16 protein-coding genes are annotated in these 17,952 nt (G+C 53.4%); 12 read left to right on the top strand and 4 right to left on the bottom strand.

What is annotated here, in order from left to right:
• The first annotated feature begins 189 nt into the window (after positions 1 to 189).
• From uxaC to ACI2JR_RS02340, 5 genes are all read left to right on the top strand, one after another.
• Positions 190 to 1,596: a glucuronate isomerase gene (uxaC, locus tag ACI2JR_RS02320; protein ID WP_462477759.1), complete on the top strand. Its 1,407-nt coding sequence runs from the start codon at positions 190 to 192 to the stop codon at positions 1,594 to 1,596.
• Positions 1,597 to 1,622: 26 nt separating this feature from the next.
• Positions 1,623 to 3,167 (top strand): MFS transporter, encoded by a 1,545-nt coding sequence (locus ACI2JR_RS02325; RefSeq protein WP_132731148.1) that lies wholly within the window; start codon positions 1,623 to 1,625, stop codon positions 3,165 to 3,167.
• 181 nt (positions 3,168 to 3,348) lie between these two features.
• Positions 3,349 to 4,812: a mannitol dehydrogenase family protein gene (locus tag ACI2JR_RS02330; RefSeq protein WP_462477760.1), complete on the top strand. Its 1,464-nt coding sequence runs from the start codon at positions 3,349 to 3,351 to the stop codon at positions 4,810 to 4,812.
• A gap of 590 nt (positions 4,813 to 5,402) precedes the next feature.
• Positions 5,403 to 6,737, top strand: coding sequence for an MFS transporter (locus ACI2JR_RS02335; protein WP_132731146.1), 1,335 nt, complete (start codon positions 5,403 to 5,405; stop codon positions 6,735 to 6,737).
• A 303-nt stretch (positions 6,738 to 7,040) separates the two neighbouring features.
• On the top strand, positions 7,041 to 7,472 hold the full coding sequence (locus ACI2JR_RS02340) for a universal stress protein (RefSeq protein WP_132731197.1): 432 nt from the start codon (positions 7,041 to 7,043) through the stop codon (positions 7,470 to 7,472).
• 62 nt (positions 7,473 to 7,534) lie between these two features.
• Here the strand turns inward: ACI2JR_RS02340 and ACI2JR_RS02345 are convergent, their stop codons facing one another.
• Both ACI2JR_RS02345 and ydfG read right to left on the bottom strand, forming a co-directional pair.
• Positions 7,535 to 8,221 (bottom strand): GntR family transcriptional regulator, encoded by a 687-nt coding sequence (locus tag ACI2JR_RS02345; protein WP_132731145.1) that lies wholly within the window; start codon positions 8,219 to 8,221, stop codon positions 7,535 to 7,537.
• A 92-nt stretch (positions 8,222 to 8,313) separates the two neighbouring features.
• Positions 8,314 to 9,063, bottom strand: a complete 750-nt coding sequence (ydfG, locus tag ACI2JR_RS02350) for a bifunctional NADP-dependent 3-hydroxy acid dehydrogenase/3-hydroxypropionate dehydrogenase YdfG (protein WP_462477840.1) — start codon at positions 9,061 to 9,063, stop codon at positions 8,314 to 8,316.
• A gap of 498 nt (positions 9,064 to 9,561) precedes the next feature.
• Here ydfG and dcp point away from each other — a divergent pair, with 498 nt between their 5' ends.
• From dcp to ACI2JR_RS02375, 5 genes are all read left to right on the top strand, one after another.
• A complete protein-coding gene (dcp, locus tag ACI2JR_RS02355) occupies positions 9,562 to 11,607 on the top strand; it encodes a peptidyl-dipeptidase Dcp (RefSeq protein ID WP_462477841.1) in 2,046 nt (681 codons plus the stop codon).
• 232 nt (positions 11,608 to 11,839) lie between these two features.
• Positions 11,840 to 12,124, top strand: coding sequence for a DUF1272 domain-containing protein (locus tag ACI2JR_RS02360; protein WP_462477761.1), 285 nt, complete (start codon positions 11,840 to 11,842; stop codon positions 12,122 to 12,124).
• A gap of 166 nt (positions 12,125 to 12,290) precedes the next feature.
• Positions 12,291 to 12,521, top strand: coding sequence for a hypothetical protein (locus ACI2JR_RS02365; RefSeq protein ID WP_132731133.1), 231 nt, complete (start codon positions 12,291 to 12,293; stop codon positions 12,519 to 12,521).
• Between the two features lie 261 nt (positions 12,522 to 12,782).
• On the top strand, positions 12,783 to 13,085 hold the full coding sequence (locus ACI2JR_RS02370; RefSeq protein WP_462477762.1) for a cupin domain-containing protein: 303 nt from the start codon (positions 12,783 to 12,785) through the stop codon (positions 13,083 to 13,085).
• Positions 13,086 to 13,236: 151 nt separating this feature from the next.
• Positions 13,237 to 13,647, top strand: coding sequence for a DUF4354 family protein (locus ACI2JR_RS02375; RefSeq protein WP_132731132.1), 411 nt, complete (start codon positions 13,237 to 13,239; stop codon positions 13,645 to 13,647).
• A 398-nt stretch (positions 13,648 to 14,045) separates the two neighbouring features.
• On the opposite strand, the gene bla is transcribed toward ACI2JR_RS02375, so the two are convergent.
• Positions 14,046 to 14,900 (bottom strand): PLA/ORN/TER family class A beta-lactamase, encoded by an 855-nt coding sequence (gene bla / locus ACI2JR_RS02380; protein ID WP_462477763.1) that lies wholly within the window; start codon positions 14,898 to 14,900, stop codon positions 14,046 to 14,048.
• Between the two features lie 288 nt (positions 14,901 to 15,188).
• Here bla and ACI2JR_RS02385 point away from each other — a divergent pair, with 288 nt between their 5' ends.
• Both ACI2JR_RS02385 and ACI2JR_RS02390 read left to right on the top strand, forming a co-directional pair.
• Positions 15,189 to 15,449: a hypothetical protein gene (locus tag ACI2JR_RS02385; protein ID WP_165905772.1), complete on the top strand. Its 261-nt coding sequence runs from the start codon at positions 15,189 to 15,191 to the stop codon at positions 15,447 to 15,449.
• An 82-nt stretch (positions 15,450 to 15,531) separates the two neighbouring features.
• A complete protein-coding gene (locus tag ACI2JR_RS02390; RefSeq protein ID WP_462477764.1) occupies positions 15,532 to 16,632 on the top strand; it encodes an AAA family ATPase in 1,101 nt (366 codons plus the stop codon).
• A 41-nt stretch (positions 16,633 to 16,673) separates the two neighbouring features.
• Here ACI2JR_RS02390 and ACI2JR_RS02395 read toward each other — a convergent pair whose 3' ends face one another.
• Positions 16,674 to 17,939: an MFS transporter gene (locus ACI2JR_RS02395; protein ID WP_462477765.1), complete on the bottom strand. Its 1,266-nt coding sequence runs from the start codon at positions 17,937 to 17,939 to the stop codon at positions 16,674 to 16,676.
• Between the last annotated feature and the right edge of the window lie 13 nt (positions 17,940 to 17,952).

A 17,952-nucleotide genomic window follows, 5' to 3' on the forward strand; every position in this document is an offset into this window, starting at 1 on the left:
TTATATTTATTACATTCGTCCCGGCCTCGCTCCCTGTATAAGAGATGCCAGTACAAGTTATGTTTTCTGTCAGGCACTATATTTATAGCCGTGCCGGGACTCTGATGCGCTATTTTTTATTTTCATGTGGGTGAACGACGCTTTTTTACTGGGGTTGTTGAGTGGTTGTTTTTTACTTAGAGGGTTATCATGACATTAATAAATAAGAACTTTATGATTAACAACGAATATGGCGTCAGACTGTATAACGACATAGCAAAAGATTTACCGATTATTGACTATCACTGCCATCTGGATGCAAAGGAAATTTATGAAAATCGTTCTTTTGCTAATATGAGTGAGCTTTGGTTAGCCGGGGACCATTACAAATGGCGAGCCATGCGGGCTAATGGTATCGATGAGCGTTGTATTACCGGCGAGGCGACGGCAGAAGAAAAATTTCAGGCCTGGGCTGAAACGGTGGAAGCCTGTTTCGGTAATCCGCTGTATCACTGGACTCATCTGGAACTGCAGGCCTATTTTGACTGCGAAGAGGCGTTGAATAGTCGCAACTGGCGCGAGATTATGCAGCACTGCAACGCGCAGCTGCAGAAACAGGCGTTTACGCCGCGTCAGCTAATTCTCCGGTCAAATGTTGAAGTGATCTGTACCACCGATTCTCCCCTTGATGATCTGCATTATCACCAGCTGTTAAATGAGGATGAGACTTTTCCGGTTAAGGTTTTACCGACGTTCCGTCCCGATGGCTTTTTCGAAGAGGAACCCCGCGCGTTTTCTCTCTTTATGGACCGCTTAGCCGCGACGACCCATCTCTCTATCGAAACCCTGGATGACTTCGACAAGGCGCTGGCGGCGCGCATTGCCTATTTTCACGACGCCGGGTGCCGGATTTCCGATCACGGGCTGTTGGCTATTCTCTGGCACGACGTTGCGCAAGAGGAGGCGGAACGACTGTTCAGGCTTAAGCGCCGCGGCGCAGCGTTAACCGCGGGCGAGCAGAACGCGTTGAACAGCACTCTCTTTAAAATGCTGGCACGCCATTACAAACAGCATGAGTGGGCGATGCAGATCCATTTTGGCGCCATTCGTAATAATAACAGCCGGATGTTCGCGCAGCTTGGCATCAATACCGGTTTTGATTCCATCGCCGACGAGCCCGAACTGGCGGCAAACCTGAATCAGTTTCTTGACGGTCTGGCCCGCGATAATGCTTTACCTAAAACCATTATTTACAACCTCAATGCCAGTTATAACGATGTGGTCGCATCCACCATCGCGAACTTTCAGAGTGCGGCGCTGGGGGTGAAATCACCGATCCAGTTTGGTTCCGGATGGTGGTTTAACGATACCCGTCGGGGAATGGAAAATCAGCTAAATGCGTTGGCCGATCAGGGATTATTGATGAATTTCGTCGGCATGCTTACCGATTCTCGCAGCCTGGTTTCATATCCTCGCCATGATTATTTTCGACGGATTGTTTGTAATTTAATTGGCGGGTGGGTGAGCCGTGGAGAAGTTCCTGACGATCAAATCATCCTGAGCCGAATGGTAAAAAATATATGTCACGATAATGCACAAGCATATTTCAAATTTTAATATTCGCCATTGCGTGAGGATTAACCATGGCTCGGACTAATAAGAAAATTACCATTCCGGTGAGTATTGGATATGGTATGACAGATATCATGGGCGGCGGCGCGTTTACCGTTATTGGCGCATGGCTACTCTTTTTTTACACCACTTTTGTTGGTCTCTCTCCGGTTGAAGCAGCATCGATTGTGGCGATTGCCCGAATTGTCGATGCGGTGGTCAGTTTATTCATGGGGAGCTTCACCGATCATTTTTATAAGAACTATTTAGGTAAAAAATTTGGCCGTCGCCGTTTCTTTCTGTTGATTGGCGCACCGTTGATGCTGGTGTACATGCTGCTGTGGCTCGACGGGATGAGCTACGCTTTCTATCTGGCGGTCTACCTGGCATTTGAGGTGATTGCCGCGATGGTGCTGATCCCCTGGGAAACGCTGCCTTCGGAAATGACAAAGGATTTTAACTCGCGGACCAAACTCTCCACCTGCCGCATGTTCCTGTCCGCGTCCGGGACCTTCCTCGCGACCTTTATTCCCGGACTGCTGATTAATCATTTTGGCGAGCACGATGCGAACGCCTATTTTATTAACGGCGTTGTCTTTGCGGTGCTGTTTATGGTCTGCGTATTTATCTCCTGGAAAGTGACCTGGGAGCGCGAACTGACGCCGGAGATGCTGGCGGAATTAGAAAACAAGGCGGTCAGGAAAAGCTTTACCGAGAAACTGGCGGCGTTTGGTAATTTATTCAAGGAGTATGCCTCAACCCTCAAGGTCCGGGCGTTTCGTAAGCATCTGGCGATTTATTTATTCTCGTTCACCGCTAAGGATGTCTATAACACCGTCTTCGTCTTTTTCTGCGTCTATTGCCTGAATGTTTCCTCATCGCTGGCGGGAACCCTGCTGTCGATGAGCATCGTCGGGCTACCGGTGACTCTGGCCGCTGGGGTGGCGATCATCAAATATGGCCCCTCACGACTCTACGTCTTTGCCTATTGCCTGATGATGCTGTGCCTGGGCGGACTCTTCCTGGTGTATCAGTTCCCGACGGACAATAAAGTATTGTTGCTGGTAGTGCTGGCAGGCGTGTATCAGGTAGGGCGCTGCGTGCTGGAATTCACGCCGTGGAACGTGTTCCCGTTTATTCCCGATATTGATGAAATGATCACCCGCCAGCGCCGCGAAGGCCTGTTTGCCGCCGTGATGACCTTTTCCCGTAAAACGACGGTGGCGATTGCGACCTTTGTCGTTGGCCTGTTGCTGCAAAGCGGTGGCTTTGTGAAAGGCAGCGCCGTCCAACCGCAAGAGGCGATTAATACCATTGCGCTGTTGCTATTTGTCGGCACGGCGGGGCTGCTGCTGATTGCGCTATGGCAGGCGCTGACTTTCCGTCTCAATAAACAGACGCATAAGGTTTTTGTCGATGAAGTCGATCGTCTGAAAGCCAACGGCCTGAAGCAGAACGTCACGCCAGAGGCGCGCCGGATCGTGGAAGATCTGACTGGCTACAGCTACGACAAGCTATGGTGCGATTCATCTGCGCAAAGCCGGGGGGCGGCCACGCCTTCCTCAACGCTAAGTTAAGCCAACGTGTGTGATAGCTTTGCGCTATTTAGCAGTAGAAGTGCGACAGCTATCACACAACATTTTATTCTTGTCGTACCAATTAACCGTTAATTAATGCAAATCAAAACTTAAGCGGAAAGTAACGGTAATCTGGTATGGCAGTTAACTTTCATACCGTTTCTACACAGCGAGTCAAAAGATGCAAAACACGCTTTTAACAGCCAGGGCAACACTTCCTTCTTACGATCGCAGCACGCTGGTTTCACGGATTGTGCACCTGGGCTTTGGCGCATTTCATCGTGCGCACCAGGCGGTCTATGCCGATATTCTGGCGGCAGAACAGGGAAGTGACTGGGGCTACACCGAAGTTAACCTGATCGGCGGCGAACAGCAGATTGCCGATCTGCAAAACCAGGATCTGCTGTACACCGTCGCCGAAATGTCGGCGGATGCCTGGACCGCGCGGGTGGTTGGCGTGGTGAAGCAGGCGATGCACGCGGAAGTCGATGGTCTGGAAAGCGTGCTGGCAAAAATGTGTGAGCCGCAGGTGGCGATTGTGTCGTTGACCATCACCGAGAAGGGCTATTGCCACTCACCGGCAACCGGCCAACTGCAGCTGGAACATCCGCTGATCGTCGCCGATATCAGCAATCCCCAGCGGCCGAAATCGGCGCCCGGTGTCATCGTGGAAGCGTTAGCACGGCGCAAAGCCGCGGGTTTGCCGGCATTCAGCGTCATGTCCTGCGATAACATGCCGGAGAATGGCCATGTTATGCGTAATGTGGTTTGTGCGCTTGCCCGGGCTATTGACGGCGAACTCGCGGACTGGATTGAGCAAAACGTCACCTTCCCGTCAACGATGGTCGATCGCATCGTGCCGGCGGTGACGGCGGGCACGCTGAATAAAATTGAACAGCTGACCGGCGTGCGCGATCCGGCAGGCGTCGCCTGCGAACCGTTCCGCCAGTGGGTAATTGAAGATAACTTTGTTGCCGGCCGTCCGGAGTGGCAAAACGCGGGCGCTGAACTGGTCGCTGACGTCATTCCTTTTGAAGAGATGAAGCTGCGTATGCTGAATGGCAGCCACTCTTTCCTGGCCTATCTGGGCTATCTGGCGGGCTATCAGCATATTAATGACTGTATGCAGGACGCAAACTATCGTCTGGCGGCACGGACCTTGATGCTGGAAGAGCAGGCCCCAACGTTGAAAGTACAGGGCGTTGATCTGCAACGCTATGCCGGGCTTCTGATTGACCGCTACAGCAACCCGGCGCTTAAGCATCGTACCTGGCAGATCGCGATGGATGGCAGCCAGAAACTTCCGCAGCGGATGCTCGACTCGGTTCGCTGGCACCTGGCGCAGCACAGTGATTTCAGCCTGCTGGCGCTGGGCGTAGCGGGCTGGATGCGTTACGTCAGCGGTGTGGATGACCAGGGGCAGGCGATTGAGGTCAGCGACCCGTTATTCCCGGTGATCCAGCAGGCGGTACAGAGCAGCGTCGACGGTGAAGCGCGGGTGCAGGCGCTGCTGGGTATCGAGGCTATCTTTGGCCACGCGCTGCCGCAGGAAGCGCGATTTGTCGATGCGCTAACCCAGGCCTATCTGTCGTTACAAAGCCGGGGCGCGAAAGCGACCGTCGCAGCCTGGGCAGAGGGACGCTAGCTGTCGCCATCGGTACTGACACTACGCGTTTCTGCCACTCTTTAAGGCACCCTTTCAGGGTGTCTTATCTTTTGTATTCTGTGCTACTGCGTTATTAATTAATTTAGCTCATTCATTTTAACTGGATGAAAAGGTTTCATTTATATACCGCGGCGCAATGTGTTTACCGCCGCAGGTTGCGCTGAGTCAACGCAAGGCCTGACCCTTATCCCCCTCATTCATGGCTATACAGTAACGCCATTTGTCCTCCTTTTCCTTTTTGCTTCTTGTTTACCAGTAAGGCGAGAGGGCCTGGTGGCGGGAGGTGCGCGCCTGATTATCCCCGCCGTGCGCTCGTTTTGATTATGTGATCGATGACACCCTTTCGCTTTAATATACTTGTATGGCAGTTGCACAAATGTTTTAATTTCGAACGTGTTAAACAGGAGTAAAAAAATAAGAGGTGATGTTAGTTGGTGCTGATACCTTTGCGGCGGGTTGCGAACGGAAATGGCATTCCCCGTTTGAGAAACGGCCTATTGTGGAGCAGTTGAGAGCTATTTAAATCCCCAAAATTTAATTTTCACTATATCTTACAAAGGTACAAGCCTATGGTTGGTTCAGTTGATGTTAAAAAAGATGTAGATAACAAACCTATTATTCGTCGGGTGGCTTCAGCCTCGGCAATCGGAACGGCCGCTGAATATTATGATTTCTTTGCATATGGCACAGCGGCAGTTTTATTTTTTGGGCATCTTTTTTTCCCCAGTGATGATCCGTTAGTGAGTACACTTGCCGCATTCGCGACGTATGCCGTTGGTTTCTTGGCAAGACCGCTAGGGGGCATTGTATTTGGCCATATTGGCGACAAAGTCGGGCGTAAAAAAGCGCTGGTCATTACAATATTAATTGTCGGCCTGGGGACATTCTGCATCGGGCTTTTACCTACGTATGAGAAGATCGGCATCTGGGCACCGGTATTACTTATTTTTATTCGTGTACTGCAAGGGTTTGGCGTCGGTGGCGAGCAAGCCGGTGCGGTGCTGATGACCGCGGAATATTCCGAACCAAAACATCGCGGCTTCTTTGCCAGCTGGGTGCAGATTGGCGCACCGGTCGGTTTTCTTTTGCCATTAGCGCTCTTTGCTTTATTAAATGCAAGCCTGACTCCGGAAGCGATGATGGATTACGGGTGGCGTATTCCGTTCTTATTAAGTTTGCTATTGGTCATTGTTGGCTTATTTATTCGCCTTAAAATTGACGAGTCGCCGGTATTCGCTCAAATCCGCGAAACCAAGGCTGAGGAGTCGCGTCCGTTAGTTGAAGTCATTCGCGACTTCCCGGGGATCGTATTTAAAGGCGTGTGCGCAAAGTTAATTGAAGCATGTACCTTTGCGATGTTTACGGTCATTATACTGGCGTACGGTAAGGCCAATAATCTTGACGCGAATATCCTGATGGAAACGATGATCGTGGCGGTGATACTGGAGATTATTGCGATACCGCTGATGGGCTCGCTTTGCGACAGGATTGGGCGTAAACCGGTCTATATCATGGGGGCGCTGCTGCAGGTCATTATGATTGTCCCATTCTTCCTCGCCATCAATCAGGACAGTTTCTGGCTCACGCAGCTGGTCATGATTTTGGTTCTGAGTCTGGGACACAGTATGTGCTATGCCCCTCAGGCATCGTACTTCCCGGAGCTGTTCCCGACTCATATTCGCTGCAGCGGTATTGCCTTAATCTGGCAGGTGGGGTCGCTCGTCGGCAGCGGTATTCTGGGCCTGGTCGCGGTGAAAATCCTGCAGGTCACGGGAGGGCACTATTACGGACTGGCTATCTATGTGATTGTTCTGGGTGTGATTTCTGTTATCGGGTTAGCGATGATGCCGGAAACGGCTCCGCAGCGACTCAAACGGGAATATCATCAGTGGCATAAACACTGATCTATCCGCTTTGCGCATGCGGTGACAAGGATGTCGCCGCCATGCGCCTCACCCTGAACCGAATTTCACGCCTGGCTTATCGCTGACGTTGGCTGAACATGTTTTTAGGCTGTAGTTTATCAAAAACCAGACCGCCGGCACTGAATATACATATCTTTAATTATCCAGAGGCAACTATATATAATTGATGTTTATTTTAACGCATATGCGGGATAGCCGGGGTGTTGTTTATATCTGATTTAAAATAAATCTGTCATGATGAGCGCAGTAAAAATAAGTAATCCGGGAAAAGGAGAACCGAATATGTACAAGAGAATTTTATTGCCCGTCGATGTTTTTGAAATGGATTTAAGTGACAAAGCGGTACGCCATGCGGAGTTTTTAGCATCGGCAGAAGAGGGCGAAATTACGTTGTTGAACGTGTTGCCAAACAGCAGTCGCTCAATATTGCGGGGCTTTGCCGCAGATATTCAGAAGTTCGAAGCATTTATGCAAGCGGAGTCGGAGAAAAAAATGCAGACGCTGTCCCGACTGTTCTCCATTCCGGCCTCGCGGATGCATTCACGGGTGGTATTTGGTAACGTCCGCGATGAAATTCTGGCCATCAGCAGCGCCGGTGAGTTTGATGTTATCGTTATCGGCTCGCGCAAGCCGGGAATTTCAACGCATCTTCTTGGTTCGAATGCGGAGTCAATTTTGCGTCACGCCAAAATACCGGTGCTGGTTGTCAGATAATCTACTACCTTTTTAACGTGAGCACGGCAGGGCGGGATTAGCCTGCGCTGCCGTGAACGCAGTTACTCTTCGCTAAACCAGTCGCGGTTTTCCTGGCGAATTAATAACACCGATTCGCTAATTTCATGCAGATGTACATTCATGGCTTCTCCCACCGCATCGGCGTCGCGATTTTCCAGCGCCTGAAAAATTTGCAGATGCTGGCGCAACAGCATCTCCGGAGAGCTTATGTGATCGAGGCTCATATAGCGCACCCGGTCGATAGTGGCTTTAATGTTTTCCACCGTATCCCAGGCTAACTGGCAGTCGGCAATGAGGGACAGTTTCTGGTGAAACTCATCATCAAGCTGAAAAAAATCATTTAATTGCTGACGTTCAACGGCAATACGCTGCTGATTAAGATTTTGCTCAAGCTGATAAATTTGCTCACTGTTGACCATCCCCGCCGCCCGGCGAACGACGGCGCATTCGATGGCCTGGCGAACAAAGCAGCCGTTGCGCACGTGGGAGAGGGAGATCTTGTTCACGTAGCTCCCGCGCTGCGGGCGGATCTGGATCAGACCGTTCTCAGCCAGTTTAATAAAAGCTTCCCGCACCGGTTGTCGGGAGACGTCAAAGCGCACGGACACTTCTTTCTCAGACAATGGGGTGCCGGGTGGGATCAGACAATGGACGATATCTCGGCGGAGGATACGGTAAATTTGCTGGTTTACGGGCTGTGTCGGATTAAGTTGCGATTCTGCGGCCATTGATGGTTACTTTTATTGGATTATATGCGTTATTTTACGCGTTATTTGCCTGTTAGCCCATACCCGGCCCTCAATGGGCCGGGTGGGGCGACTTAGCCCTCGCGATGCACGCTCAGACCGGCAAAGCTTTGGCTGACAGGCATCATTTCCAGAGTGTTGATATTGACGTGCGCAGGCAGCGTCGCCACCCACCATACCGCCTCGGTGACATCTTCCGGCGTCAGCGCCTGGGTATTTTCGTAAGCTTTCCCGGCTTTGGCATCATCGCCTTTAAAGCGCACGTTGGAGAACTCAGTACCACCCACCAGACCCGGCTCAACATCGGTCACGCGGATCGCGGTGCCGTGCAGGTCGGTGCGAAGGTTCAGGCTGAACTGGCGGACGAATGCCTTGGTCGCTCCGTAAACATTCCCGCCGGCATAAGGCCAGCTGCCGGCAGTCGAGCCGATATTAATAATATGGCCGCGGTTGCGTTCAACCATCCCGGGCAGTACCGCGCGGGTCATGTAGACCAGGCCTTTGTTATTGGTGTCGATCATATCTTCCCAGTCTTCAACGCTGGCCTTGTGCGCCGGTTCCAGACCCAGCGCCAGACCGGCGTTATTGACCAGAACGTCAATGGCCTGCCAGTCGGCCGGCAGCCCGGCAATCATTTCCTCGATAGCGGCTCGATTGCGCACGTCCAGCTGCGCGGTATAAAGATTATCGCCGAGTTCATCTTTTAATGTTTGCAGACGTTCTTCACGACGCCCGGTGGCGATCACTTTGTGACCATTAGCGATAAAACGACGCGTAATGCTTTCACCAAACCCTGCTGTTGTACCGGTAACCAGAATAATCATCATCGCTCCTGTCAATTTTCTCATTTAGCCCTGAATAAAGCATAGGCAGAGCCTGTCAATCCCGTCTTACTTAATGTTTTTCTTCCATTTCAACACGCTGGGCCACTCAGCAGCCGACAAGGGCCCGCAACCCGGAGAAAAAAATTAAGCAACAACGGAACAGCGCGCTATCTAAGCACTGTAGCTATAAAAGAAAACGGAGTCTACCTCCGCTGAGCGTGCAATACGTATCCAAAACAGGCAATTGCGAAGGTATGAGGTACAAATGTTGCCGTAAGCGGGTCAATTCGTCGCCGGGGAGGTGATGTTTGTCTGTGGGGCCTGTTTGTGCCGTGGTGGTAAGCAAACCGGCGTCTGAATCCTGCCTGTCACGCCGCCGCGCAATGCCGTCCAGTCACCGCCGGCAGATCGGTTTTCAAGGCCACAGTAAGCGGAAATCATTGCGGTCAATCAATGAGTTGCCTAATCTTAGAGGATAACCAGGTCCAGGAGATAATGATGGCGGAAAACAACCCTTTGCTGAGCGTCAGCCTGTTGCCTTACCAGGCGCCGCGTTTTGATCTGATTGAGGATACGCATTACCGTCCGGCTTTTGATGAAGGGGTCCGACGCCAGCGCGAAGAGATTGCGGCGATTGTGAATAACCCGGCGCCGGCCGATTTTGCCAATACCCTGGTGGCGCTGGAACAGAGCGGGCAGCTGCTGGCGCGCGTCACCCGGATATTTTTCGCCATGGCCGGGGCGCATACCAATCCGACCCTCCAGACGCTCGATGAGCAGTTCTCCGCTGAACTGGCGGAGCTGGGGAACGATATCTGGCTTAACGAGGCGCTGTTTCAGCGCGTGAAGCAGGTGTGGCTACAACGTGAAACGCTCACCCTGGATGACGAATCCCGGCGGCTGCTGAAGGTCAGCTGGCAGCGTTTCATTCTGGCGGGCGCCACGCTGGGCGCAGAGCAAAAATCGGTGCTGCGCACGTTGAATAAGCAAGCGGCGGCGTTACAGAGCCAGTTCCAGCAGCGGCTGCTGGCGGCGGTGAAATCCGGCGGCCTGGTGCTGGATTACCCGCATCAGCTGGACGGGCTCAGCGCGGAAGAGATCGCCGAGGCTGCGGAGGCGGCTCGGGAAAAAGGGCTGCACGACCGCTGGCTGCTACCGTTGCTTAACACCACTCAGCAACCGGCGCTGCTGTCGTTACGTCAGCGTCAGACGCGTGAAAATCTGTTCGCCGCGGGCTGGCAGCGCAACCAAAAGGGCGATGCGAACGATACCCGCGATCTGGTGCTGCGTCTGGCGGCGATTCGCGCGCGCAAAGCGGAACTGCTGGGCGTCGCGGACTATGCCAGCTGGTCTATGGCCGATCAGATGGCGGGTACTCCCGAGGCCGCTTTTGCCTTCATGCGGCGGATCGTCCCGGCGGCGCGGGCCCGCGCGGAGCAGGAGCTGGCGGATATCCAGCAGGTTATTGACGATGAGGGCGGCGGTTTTGCCGCCGCGGCCTGGGACTGGCTGTACTACGGGGAGCAGGTGCGCCGGGCGAAGTTTGCTATCGATGAATCGCAGCTCAAACCCTATTTTGCCCTCGACCGGGTTCTGAAGGACGGCGTGTTCTGGACGGCCTCACAGCTGTTTGGTTTACGCTTTGTCGAGCGGTTCGATATTCCTGTTTATCATCCGGATGTCCGGGTATGGGAAATTTTTGACGCGAACGGCGCAGGTATCGCGCTGTTTTACGGCGACTTCTTCGCGCGGGATTCCAAAAGCGGCGGGGCGTGGATGGATGTCTTCGTCGAGCAATCGACGCTGCTCGCCCAGCAGCCGGTGATCTACAACGTGTGTAACTATCAGAAACCGAAGCCAGGGCAGAGCGCGCTGCTTTCCTGGGATGAGGTGATCACGTTATTCCACGAGTTTGGTCATGCCCTGCACGGGCTCTTCGCCAGCCAGCGTTACGCCAGCCTGTCGGGGACCAATACGCCCCGCGATTTTGTTGAATTTCCCTCGCAGATCTATGAGCACTGGGCCAGCGAGGCGCAGGTATTTGCCCACTACGCGCGGCATTATCAAACGGGTGAAGCGATGCCGGACGCGCTGCGTGAAAAGATGCTGCGCGCGGCGAAGTTTAACAAAGGTTACGACATGAGCGAGCTGCTGGCGGCGGCGCTGCTGGATATGCACTGGCATAGCGTGTCGCCGGCGGAAATTCCGCCCGATGTTGATGCCTTCGAAGCGGCGGCTTTAGGTCAAGAAAAGATGGATCTGCCGGCCGTTCCACCGCGCTATCGCAGCAGCTATTTTTCGCATATTTTCGGCGGCGGCTATGCCGCGGGCTATTACGCCTATCTGTGGACGCAAATGCTGGCCGACGATGGCTATCAGTGGTTTGTTGAGCACGGCGGCCTGACCCGCGAAAACGGTCAGCGCTTCCGCGAAGCGATTTTGTCACGTGGCAACAGCACTGATTTAGCTGAACTTTATCGCCAATGGCGCGGCCACGATCCAAAGATTGAGCCGATGCTGGAAAACCGCGGACTGAGCGAGTAGCGCGCTTTGTCGAGTAAAAGAGGACCGGGCGCAGGGCCCGGTTTTTTCACATATTCACCTTCCCCACAATCCCAGCAAAACTGACCCTCGCCACGTCCCCCTGGCGCTGTGGCGCTCGCGGGAGGTCATCTGTCGGGAATGTGGCGGGCAAAAGAAATCGCTGCCCGGTGATTCATATTCTATGGCGACTTGCCTATGCTGTAGTCCGGGTTAATCAACACAGGGCTCCTGTATGTTAGAACTGAGACCAAACTGCGAGTGTTGCAATATCGATCTGGCTGCTCATGAGCAGACCGCCTATATCTGTTCTTTTGAATGTACGTTCTGCGATGATTGCCGGGAAAAACTTCACTCCAGATGCCCCAACTGCGGGGGAGAATTGGTTCGACGGCCAACCAGAACAAAACAAAAACTCGAAAATAACCCTGCATCCGCTACCCGAGTTTTTAAACCAAATGGCTGCAGTGAATCAATTTCCGCGAACCCGGCTCTGCCGCTTCGCGATAACGTGGTGTAAAGCTAAACGTCGTGTTATGCGATCTCGTTATCTCTGTCAATTTTTCAGCCAGCGGCCCGGGCTCAAATTAATCCAACGCCATGAATATCCTGGCTGACCATTGAATTTACCCCGCTGTGACCAAATATCAGTTACCCGGCAACCAGATGGTCGAAAAGGAATCAGCATGTTAGAAAAATACTTTGATTTTGATGATGATAGCGGTGAAGACGCGGTCGAGAGACACAAGCGTCTTCTTGCCGTACAGGCAGCATTAGAAATTTCGAAAGCCGCTGTCTCTTCATCAACCGCGAATTCCGGTATTCGTAGTCAGATGGATTTGCGTAACGTCGCCCAGGAGGTCTCCTCTTTAGCTGATGCTATTCAGGATGCCCTTGAAGGTCGCGAAGAGGACTAGCTTAGGCCAGCCTGCGCTTTTTATATCAGCCGGAGCCTCGCATACGCGGGGCTTTTTTATGGGAGAAACGGCTGGAGCATCGCCGCCGGCGGGGACGACGCGAATATTTCGCTGGCGCCGCGCGTGAGCGATGGAAAATAACCGGTCATGACGACCTAAAAACCGTTCGCGCTAAGTCAGCATTTCTTATCATGATTATTGATTTGGGCGGTGGGTGAAATATGGTACAGCTATAACTTCGCATGTCACGAGGGAAGCGCAGTGAACACAGGCTCTTTAGCGAAAATAGCGTTGGAGTTACCCGAGGTCTGGCAATCGCTGATCCTCGGCAAGGTCGGGGGCGCCAACATTAAACTCATAAAGATGGGCGGTCCGGGTATCCCGGATGAGTCTCATGCCGACTTTGATGAACTGCTGGTGGTGATTGAAGGGGAGATGGCGCTCATTGTTGATGGCCAGGCGGTCATACTCAAAGCGTGGGATTTTTATCTTATCCCCAAAGGCGCAAGCCATCGCGTTCCCCCGGGAAGTCACGGGACATTATTGTTAATCGACAGGGCGTAACATCCCGTCATCATCTGCTTTGTTGTCATGGTGCGGCGAATTTTTCTATATTTGAATTGTTTCTTGTTGGTTTACGCTAAGTTTACCCTGGGATTTGGGATAAGCCTCTTTCTGCGGTATAACCTTCGGGTGTTTATCAAGGAGGTTATTAATGAAAATGGTCAAAGCTCTATTTGTTTCCTCATTTATTCTCGTCTCATTTTCTTCTGTAGCAGCGGAAGATTTACACAATAAACTTGTCATTGAGGCTATTCCTGCTTCTGAAGGTACCGTTGTTATTGCCGGAGAGCCTAAATATGAAAAAACATTTAACCTGGTGGTGACCAGTAAAACCAATGACCCTATCGAACTGACGGGGTTTGTGGGGTGTTATCGGGCTTTCGACGAGAAAGGTAAAGAGTTCGACGAGCGCACGGTCCAGCTGGATCTTTTGGGGACCCTGAAAGACGGTGCCGCCAAAACAGGTCATGTCTCTTTTATCAGCGATGATGACGCGGTATACAATGCGAAATTTGTAAAATGGTCCACGCAGTGCCCTCATCTGGCTAAACGCGCAAAATAGCGCCGGCAGTTGTCTCTCTTGCCGTGACGTATGCACGTCAGGCGGGGCCGTTAATGGCCGACCGTTTAGCTCGCGTTGAATGCCAGGCCATTAGCATCATTATTGTGATGAATCCCACTCTGCGTAGGGGCGAAACAGCGGGCCAAAGGACGCATGCTGGTTGAGATGCGGCTTTATATATATTTACTCGCGAGTCACGGTGGCTGACCAAAGGCTCACCTGGAGGCACCAGGCATCACAATCATCAAAATAACTAGCAGTGGCAGGCCCGCTTCGGCGGGCCTTTTCTGTGTCGGCAGGATGCGGATTAACAATCCCTCAAATCTGAGAGCGATAAGCGGAGCACGCCCGAGAGGGACGCCAGCTCCGTACATTTTTCCATGACGGTGGCCAGGATATTACCAGCGCTGCACCAGGGTTTCGCCGATGGCGGCAATCTGCTTGTTTCTCTCGTCCATAGAGGCTTTGGTTTCGGTTAAATAAATCACCACGATACGCGAGGCTTTACCGTCCGGGCCAAGTGCGGCCACGATCCCCCGTGAGCCACGGTTGCCGGCGCCGGTTTTGTCGGCGATAAACCAGCCTGCGGGCAGCGCCGAGCGCAGCAGCGGTCCCGCCACTTTGTCATCCACCATCCAGCGCTGCAGCTGCCGCTGCGAAGCGGCCGAAAGGACGTTGCCGGTCAACAGCTGACGCAGCGTCTGCGCCATGGCTTCTGGCGTGGTGGTGTCGCGCGCGTCGCCCGGCAGCGCTTCATTGAGGGCCGTTTCCCAACGATCGAGACGTGACGTCCGGTCGCCGCTGCGACGGAGAAAAGCGGTTAATCCCTGCGGGCCGCCGAGGGTGGCCAGCAGCAGGTTGGCCGCCGTGTTATCACTCAGGGTAATGGCGGCGGCGCACAGCTCCACCACGGTCAGCCCATCGCTGAGGTGCTTTTCCGTCACCGGCGAGTACTCAACCAGATCCTGCTGGCGGTAATCAATACGCCGATCGAGCTTTTCTTCTCCGGCGTCAACGCGCGACAAAACGGCGCCGCATAGCAGCACCTTAAAGGTACTCATCATCGGGAAACGTTCGGCTGAGCGGTAGCCGGTCAGCAGCCGGCCGGAGGATAGATCCAGCTCGGCGTAGCCGACCCGGGCCTGGAGCTGGCTTTCAGCCTCTTTAACCTTGCTTACCGTCGCTTCATGCGCCCAGCCGGGCAAAGACAGGGCGGCGAATAACGGGAGCAGAGCGAAACGATTATGACGCATTCAGGGTTCTTCCTTGGATTTGCTTCTGGACAAGCGGACTATGCGGACTCTGGCGAGACGGTTCAATGGAAAATAATCATAAATAAGCGCTATGAAGATTCACAATTCCTCTTTTTTCCTTCATCATCTGCCAGCTTTTACCAGCAATAATCGATGCTTAGCTCAGTATAAGAAAGAGTTTTTTTATTTAAGGCCGTGATGAACTATAAGAATGTACAGAGGGCTGCGTTAATGCGGCCCGCTGTCGGCGACCAAACATTAATCATTGACCGCTCCGGGAGGAACATGGTGGACCCGCTAATTAAGGTCATGCTGGTGGGGGGAAAGGCGGACGGCCTGCTGGTCAGCGTCGCCGATACCGCGACGGAGCTCTCCGTCACCGCTGCGCAGTATGGCGCGAAATCCGGGCCGCCGCTGAGCTATCGGATTGTGTCGCAAACGATCGATGATGAGCGCTACTTTTTTGGCGTCTTCAATGAGTCACATGAGGACTCTGACAAGCTCAAACGAGTCGCCCTGACCCGGGGCATGAAGAAGTCTCTGTGCTGAACCACCGGCGCCGGACGATTCGCCGGCGTCCGGCCTGTCCGCCGCTGCGGCCCCGCGCGGTTTTATTCTCTTCGGGAGCGCCATGATTCGCCATATCCGCATACAAAATTTCAGATCGGTCAGGGATATCGAGCTGGAACTGGGCGCGCTCAATATCGTTTTTGGGCCGAACGGCTGCGGTAAATCCAATATCTATAAAGCCATCCAGCTGTTAACGGCCTGCGCTGACGGCAGGTTCTCCAGTTATATCAGTGATGAAGGCGGCCTCGAGAATATCATGTGGTCGGGGAAAAGCGCGCCCACCGCCCGCTATCCGCGGCGGTTGCAGATAGCCTGTCTCACGGATCAATTCGATTATGAGCTGCAGGTCGGCTTCCCGGAAAAGCTGCCTTATCCCACCCAGTTTATGCTCGATCCGCTAGTTAAAGAGGAGTCTATCTGGCTGGCGGGGTTCTCCCGGCGCCCGTCAGCACGGGTGTTGCAGCGCAAGAATCAGGCCGCATTTCTGCTGGATGTCAACGGCGAGAAAAATACCTTCACCGACACCATTTATGAAAATGAGTCCATTTTCGGTCAACTGGGTGAGCCGCACCGCTTCCCGGAAGTCTCGCGGGTCAGAGAAACTCTGCGCCAGTGGCGCTTCTATCACGAATTTAGTATCGGCAGGCACTCGGCGCTGCGGCATCCGACGGTCGGCTACCGTTCGCCGGTGCTCGATAGCGATGGGCACAATCTCGCCGCCGCCTTTCAGACGATTGTCGAAATTGGCGCCGAAGAGTTACTTCATGAGATCCTTGGCGTCGCCTTTCCGCAGTGCGCGTTTTTCTGTGAAAACGAAAACTCGCGTTTCGCAATGAAGATGCGGCGAAACGGGATATACCGACCGCTGCTGGCGGCGGAAATGTCCGATGGCACGTTACGGTTCCTGTGCCTGGCGGTCGCACTATTAAGCCCGCGTCCGCCGGCGTTTCTGGCGATTAACGAGCCGGAAAACAGCCTGCATCGGCAGATGTTTCCGGCGCTGGCCCGGCTGATTGTTGCAGCCTCCCGCGATAGCCAAATCTGGTTAACCAGCCACTCGTCGGAACTCGTGGCGCTTATCGCCTCGCTGGCGGAGAGCCGGATCTATGAGCTGGAAAACAGCGACGGAGAAACGCGAATCAAAGCCGCCGAGGGCAGTTAAAGTCATCGGCCCGTGATGTTCAACGAGCCGATGCTGGCCATTCAGGCGGCGGGGTTCACCCCGGCGGCGGGCAGCAGCGTTTTGCTGCCTTTCAGGGTGAACAGCGAGATGAGCGTAAATCCCAGCGTAATGGACCCCAGTATCAGGTAGGCCTGATGGAAGCCGACGGTGTCGTACATCCGGCCCACCCATGCCGACAGCACCACGCCGGAGAGCTGTTTCGAGAGGTTAAAACCTATCAGGAACAGCGTGGCGGATAATTTGGGGTTAAATGCCGACGAAATATATTTAAAGGTGCCCACCAGCAGGAACGGCACTTCAAACATATGCAGCATTTTTAACATCACCACTTCGAACGCCGAGGTGGCAAAAGAGGAGCCGAGAATCCGCAGCGACATAATCATCCCGGCGGTCAACAAGGCATTTTTCGCGCCAATACGGTTAACGATGGCCGGGGCGCAGAACATAATCAGCGCATTCAGCAATTCGCCGCCGGTGGTGACAAAGCCAAAGACTTCGGTGCCGCGCTGCGGATCGGCAAAAAAACCTTTAAAAAAGTTAGCAAACTGCTGGTCGAAAACGTCATACACGCTGGCGACGCCGACCACGTAGATAATAAATCCCCAGAAGCGCGGCATCCGCAGCAGCTCCGCGGCGACGCGCAGCGAAAATGCCTGCCGGTTGGTGCCTAAGGCGTCCATCACCTGGGCGCTGTTGCTGCTTTCCGGACGGGAGAACCACAGCAGCACGCCGAGCACCAGCGCAAAACCGGAGGCGATCCAGAAGGTGATATTGGGGTCAATACCGAACAAAATGCCGGTGATGGACGCGCAGAGCGCCCAGCCGATGCATCCCGCCACGCGAACCTTGCCGTATTCAAAGCGGTTGGCGCGACTGACGCGTTCAATATAGGCCTCGACCGCGCCGGAACCGCTGGAAAATACGATTCCGAGATAGAGCCCGCCCACCAGCGCCCCGACGAAAATATTCAGCTGCAACAGCGGCGAGAAGACAAATATAAAGAACGGGGCGAAGAGCATTAATAAGACGGTAATGACCCACAGCAGATGTTTGCGCAGACCTAGCTTATCGGAAAGCAGGCCGAATATCGGCTGGCAGATAATAGCGAACAGTGAGATAGCAGAAAAAACAATCCCGGTTTCCGTTTTGCTTAAATGGTTAACGTCCGCCAGCCAGACCGGGAAAAAGGGGAAATAGGCTGACATAATGAAGTAGTAGAAGAAAAAGAACAGCAGGAAATAGACAAAATTATGCCGTTCGCGTGGCGCAAGTTCAGAGAATTTCATAGAGATGTTCCAT

It is taken from the genome of Klebsiella sp. NPDC088457, assembly GCF_044900465.1.
Taxonomy (GTDB): domain Bacteria; phylum Pseudomonadota; class Gammaproteobacteria; order Enterobacterales; family Enterobacteriaceae; genus Klebsiella.